Source organism: Caballeronia sp., from assembly GCF_028292365.1.
In the GTDB taxonomy this organism is placed as follows: Bacteria; Pseudomonadota; Gammaproteobacteria; order Burkholderiales; family Burkholderiaceae; genus Caballeronia.
Genome location: NZ_JAQGMM010000248.1, coordinates 1 through 5125 on the forward strand (window position 1 = coordinate 1; position 5125 = coordinate 5125).

Sequence of the window (5125 nt, forward strand, 5' to 3'; positions counted from 1 at the left end):
ACCATGTTCTTCCTCGATCCGTCGGGCAATGCCGTGGAGTTCAAGGCATTCGCCAACATGGCGTCGCTGTTCGCCAAATAAACGCGAGTGAAACGCGGCTTCGGCTTAGCGCTTTTAACCCTTGGCCAGCGGCGGCCGGCCCGTCGTGCCGCGCACGATCAGGTCGGTCGGCACGATGTTCTGGGAGCTGACTGGCCGCCCCTCTATGTGCGCGAGCAGGTACTCGGCGCTGCGTGCGCCGATTTCGTCCGCAGCCAGACGCATCGTGGTGAGAGGTGGCGTCGTAAAGCTGGAAAACTCAATGTCATTGATCCCGGCAATCGACAGCTCGCGCGGAACGTCAATGCCAGCTTCGCGCGCTTCGGCAAGCGCGCCCACGGCAAGCAGGTCCGTGCCGCAAATCACGGCGGTCGGCCGGACCGGACCCTGCATCAGCGCGCGCATCGCCATCTGGCCTTCTATGATCTTGTGCGGCATTTCGATCAGGTGCTCGTGACGCAACTCCAGCCCGCGCGCTCGCAAAGCTGCGCGCACGCCCGTGATTCGATCGGCGGCGCGATCGCTGTGCTGGGTCATCTGCGTGATCATGCCGAAATGCACATGCCCGAGATCGAGCAGATACTCCGCGATGCGCCGCCCGACCGCGACGTTATCGAAGCCTACATACGGATGATGTTGATCGACGGTCCAGCCGTTCACCAGCGGAATCCGCTCTTTCTCGAGCAGTTCGTAGAGCGCGGGGGAATGGCTGCGGCCCACTAGCATCAGCCCGGCAATGCCATCGGCGATCAGTGCCCGGACCTGCTTGAGTTCGTCCTCCTGGTCGTAGTACGAGCACGCCAGAAGCAGCGTATAGCCCGCTTCGCCGAGACGTTTTTGCAGCGCGAACACGCCGAGCGCAAAATTCTGGTTTTCAAGCGAAGGAATGACCGCGCCGATGGTCTTCGAGCGTTGCGACGCGAGCGCGCGCGCCGCCGCGTGGGGCGTGTAGCCGAGGTTTTGCGCGATCTCGCGCACCCGGTCCTGCAAGGCCAAAGCGACCGTGGCGTTGCCGTTCAGAACACGCGAGACGGTCGCCGTGGAAACTCCGGCGGCGCGCGCGACGTCCATGACCGACACCGCGTTGGACTTGCGGCGCGGTGCCCTCTTCTTTAGTTCCGTATTCAACGTCAACCTGTTTCTCGTCGTAGGGTCATGAATGATGACATTCACGACCGCATACTACAACGCGAGGCACGCCTCCCGACAATGGACCGTCACATTCAATCGATTCGAAGCGGCTCGCCGTCGAATTCGACCAGACAGCCGAAGCCGCCATGAAACAGCGCTTCGCGCGCGTCTTCGGTGGTGCCCGTTGCAGCGATCTCGGCTGCGTGCAGTTCGGCATCGTCTTCGGGCACGAACCCGAGATAGCGCACGTTGGCGTTGTCCCAGCGATTGCGCGCGTTATTGGACACGCCATAGACGACCGCGAAGTGAAACTCCGGATGGTCAATACAGCGGCGCGCCACCTGCACCATGTCGCGATGACTGATCCAGGTGAAGAGGTGCCGCGGCGCGGTTGGCTGGTCGTCGGGGCGAAACGACCCGATGCGGATGCACGCGACCGACATGCCGTGTTTATCGGCGTACATCCGGCCGAGCGCTTCGCCAAACACCTTCGAGATGCCGTAGCGGCTGTCCGGGCGCGGCTCGACTGTGTTGTCAATCATCCGGTCGCGACGATGAAAACCCACTGCATGGTTCGAACTCGCGAACACCACGCGCTTCACACCCGCTTGCCGCGCTGCTTCGAACACGTTGTAGCAGCCTTCAATGTTCATATCGCGGATGCGTTCCCAGCGATCCTCGTCGGGAATACCGGCAAGATGGACGACCACGTCGACCCCTTCCATGACTGGAAGAAGATCCTCCAGCTTCGTGATGTCCGCGGTCACGATTTCCTCGCCTGCCCGCGCCTCGGCCTGCGGCGCTATGTCGGCCAGACGCAACGCATAGTGGCCCTGGAATCCGGCGCGCAGCACCCGGCCAATGTGGCCGGCCGCGCCGGTGATCAGTACTCGAGTCATTGATACTCTCCCCTTGATTCAGGTAAATGGGATTATTCGTGGGCTTACTGGGAGCTCGTTCGCGCGCTTATTCCGCCGGGCTTTTCTGCGCGGCGTAGCCGACCGAGCGGCGGTGATGCGCTTCAAGATACGCATCGCGCGACGGCACCAGGTGCTCCCGGCATAACTTGATCAACGACTCCCGGTCGCCGGTGCGAAGCGCCTCGATCATCTGGTGATGCTCGGCGCGCGCCTTCTCCAGGTACTGCGGAAACACGATCGACACCGAGCGGATGGCATGCGTGCGGCGTTCATACTCGCGAATCGCTTCCGTCAGGACCTGACTTTCCGAGAGCGCAAAAAACGCGTGATGAAACGCCATGTTCGCGCGGAACACGCGCCGCAGATCGCCGGCTTCGGCCGCTTCGTCGTGCTCTGCCTGAATGGCCTCTAACGCATCGAGCGCGTCACCGCTCACCGGAAAAACGATACGCCTCGCCGCGTCGGCTTCGAGCAGTTCGCGCAGGGCGTAGAGCTCAGTAACTTCGCGCGGCGTGTACGACTTGACCACCGCGCCTATGTTCTTGCGGCGCTCCACCAGCCCGCGCCGCTCCACCTCCGCCAGCACCTGCCGCGCGACGTGGCGCTTCAGGTTGAAACGCTCGCACAAATCGTCTTCCACAAGCCGTTCACGCGGATGCAGAACGCCAAGGACGATTTGCTCCTCGAGTTCGTCGGAGACGCTGCGCATCGTTTCGTCGATATTGCGATCGCGCTCGACCGCCTTCGCGGCAGGTGCATCGGACAGTCTGGACTTGGCAGCGTTGCTCATAAAAGGATCCGCAAAATGATCTAAGCCGCGAGCCTATACGAAAATGTGGCCTTCAAACCTTGTTTCCGTCGCCGGGAACAGTCGCGGTGATTCGGGTCGCCTGGAGAAAATCGAAGTCGCAGCCCTCGTCGGCCTGAGTGATCGTGGTCAGGAAGAGCTTGCGATAACCCCGCTCGTCGGGATCAACCTGGCGCGCGGGCAAGACGGCGAGACGCGCTGCAATTTCCTCGTCGCTGATGGCAAGCTCGATTGACCGTTCTGCGACGCTCAGGCGAATCCGGTCGCCCGTTTGTACGATCGCGAGCGGACCGCCAATGGCCGCTTCCGGCGTCACGTGCAGAACAACCGTACCGGACGCCGTGCCGCTCATGCGGCCATCCGAAATGCGCACCATGTCTTTCACGCCCAGGCGGCCAAGCTTGCGCGGGATCGGAATATAGCCCGCCTCCGGCATCCCGGGTGCACCGACCGGCCCGATCCGCTTGAGCACGAGTATGTCGTGCGCTTCCACGTCCAGTTCCGGATCGTCAATGCGACGAGCCAGATCCTCCGCGTCCTCGAATACGACGGCCCGGCCTTCATGCTCCATCAGCGTGGCGCTTGCCGCCGACTGCTTGATGATCGCGCCGCCCGGTGCCAGATTGCCGCGCAATACCGCAATTCCGCCTTGCGGGAAAATCGGGCGGTCGAACGGGCGCACCACGTCTTGCGGAAAGCTCGCCGGAGCAGCATCCAGCTCCTCGCCGAGCGTGCGGCCCGTCACCGTGAGCGCGTCCAGATGCAGCAGGCCTTTGATCTCGCGCATGACCGTGGTCAAACCGCCGGCACGATGCAGATCCTCCATGTAGTGCTGTCCCGACGGCTTCAAATCGACCAGCACCGGCGTTTCGCGCGCCATTTGATCGAGCCGTGCAAGGTCGATACGAATGCCGAGCCGCCCGGCAATCGCCGTGAGGTGAATGATGCCGTTGGTCGAACCGCCAATCGCGAGCAACACCCGCAACGCGTTTTCAATCGCTTTCGGTGTCAGGATGGCCGCGGGACTCAAGTCTTTCCCGATCATCGCCACCGCTTGCGCGCCGGTGCGCTCGGCGATGCGAATCCGGTCGGCCGTCACGGCAGGCGCCGACGCGCCGCCTGGCAGCATGATTCCCAAGGCTTCCGCGATGCAGGCCATCGTGCTTGCGGTGCCCATCACGGAGCAGGTCCCGACCGTTGCGACGAGCTGATTGTTCACGGCTTCGATCTCGGCCTCGTCAATCTGATCGCCACGAAAACTCGCCCAGAAGCGACGGCAGTCCGTGCATGCCCCAACCCGCTCGCCCCGATGCGAACCCGTGAGCATCGCGCCCGTCACCAGTTGAATGGCGGGAACGCCTGCCGCGGCTGCGCCCATCAGTTGGGCGGGGACAGTTTTGTCGCAACCGCCGATCAGCACCACCGCATCCATCGGCTGGGCACGGATCATCTCCTCCGTATCCATAGACATCAGGTTGCGCAGAAACATGCTTGTCGGATGCGAAAAACTTTCAGCGATCGAGATCGTTGGAAATTCGACCGGCAGGCCGCCCGCCAGCATCACCCCGCGCTTGACCGCTTCAATCAGTTGCGGGGCGTTGCCGTGGCAGGGGTTGTAGGCGCTGCCCGTGTTCGCGATGGCCACGATCGGGCGCGACAAGGCGTCGTCCGTATACCCCGCGCCCTTGATGAAGGCCTTGCGCAGGAACAGCGAGAAACCCTCATCGCCGTAGTTCGTCAGGCCCTGCCGCAAGCCAGTTTTCTTCTCGCTCATGTGCTGCTCCAAAATCGTCGATGAAATTATTGATAATCTTGACGGCAATCTTAACGATATCTATAGTGCTTTCGCAAGCGGTTCTTTTTTATCTGTGATCTGCCGCCTTTCGGCTTTCCTTTCGACTCTCTTTACACCGCATTCATCCCTGAGGTCTTCATGAAGCATGTCGTGGCCTATCGTCAGTTGCCTCCTGCCGTGTCAGGTCTTCTTCGCGAGCACTGTTCCGTCGATGAGGTCGACATTTCTTCCGGCGGCGACCTTGCGCCATTCCGGCGCGCGCTCGCCTCGGCCCACGGGATCATTGGCAACAATCTCAAGATAACCCCTGATCTCCTCAATGCAGCGCCTTTGCTCCAGACCGCCTCCACCATCTCGGCCGGCTTTGACGCCTTCGACGTCCCCGAGCTCTCGCGCCGCGGCATCCTGCTCACCAACACGCCGGACGAAGTC

The 5125-nt window shown here is 62.1% G+C and carries 4 protein-coding genes and 2 pseudogenes; 2 read left to right on the plus strand and 4 right to left on the minus strand.

Translation table 11 applies throughout. The features are described from left to right. Positions 1-81 (plus strand): annotated as a pseudogene (locus tag JWR14_RS15635) (glyoxalase); the annotation flags it as partial. A gap of 33 nt (positions 82-114) precedes the next feature. Here the strand turns inward: JWR14_RS15635 and JWR14_RS15640 are convergent. From JWR14_RS15640 to JWR14_RS15655, 4 genes are all read right to left on the minus strand, one after another. After that, the gene (locus tag JWR14_RS15640; RefSeq protein WP_299708269.1) at positions 115-1173 is read right to left on the minus strand and encodes a LacI family DNA-binding transcriptional regulator; all 1059 of its coding nucleotides are present in this window, start codon (positions 1171-1173) and stop codon (positions 115-117) included. Positions 1174-1262: 89 nt separating this feature from the next. Further along, positions 1263-2069: an NAD(P)-dependent oxidoreductase gene (locus tag JWR14_RS15645; protein WP_299708271.1), complete on the minus strand. Its 807-nt coding sequence runs from the start codon at positions 2067-2069 to the stop codon at positions 1263-1265. Positions 2070-2136: 67 nt separating this feature from the next. After that, entirely contained in the window at positions 2137-2880 is a 744-nt protein-coding gene (locus JWR14_RS15650; RefSeq protein ID WP_299708273.1) for a GntR family transcriptional regulator, read from the minus strand. A gap of 52 nt (positions 2881-2932) precedes the next feature. After that, positions 2933-4672, minus strand: a complete 1740-nt coding sequence (locus tag JWR14_RS15655) for an IlvD/Edd family dehydratase (RefSeq protein WP_299708275.1) — start codon at positions 4670-4672, stop codon at positions 2933-2935. A gap of 159 nt (positions 4673-4831) precedes the next feature. Here JWR14_RS15655 and JWR14_RS15660 point away from each other — a divergent pair. Further along, positions 4832-5125, plus strand: a pseudogene (locus tag JWR14_RS15660) (bifunctional glyoxylate/hydroxypyruvate reductase B); the annotation flags it as partial.

Excerpts from the sequence above, each read along its gene's own strand:
- JWR14_RS15645 (WP_299708271.1), bottom strand. The coding sequence starts at position 2,069 with ATGACTCGAGTACTGATCACCGGCGCGGCCGGCCACATTGGCCGGGTG.
- JWR14_RS15650 (WP_299708273.1), bottom strand. The coding sequence starts at position 2,880 with ATGAGCAACGCTGCCAAGTCCAGACTGTCCGATGCACCTGCCGCGAAG.
- JWR14_RS15655 (WP_299708275.1), bottom strand. The coding sequence starts at position 4,672 with ATGAGCGAGAAGAAAACTGGCTTGCGGCAGGGCCTGACGAACTACGGC.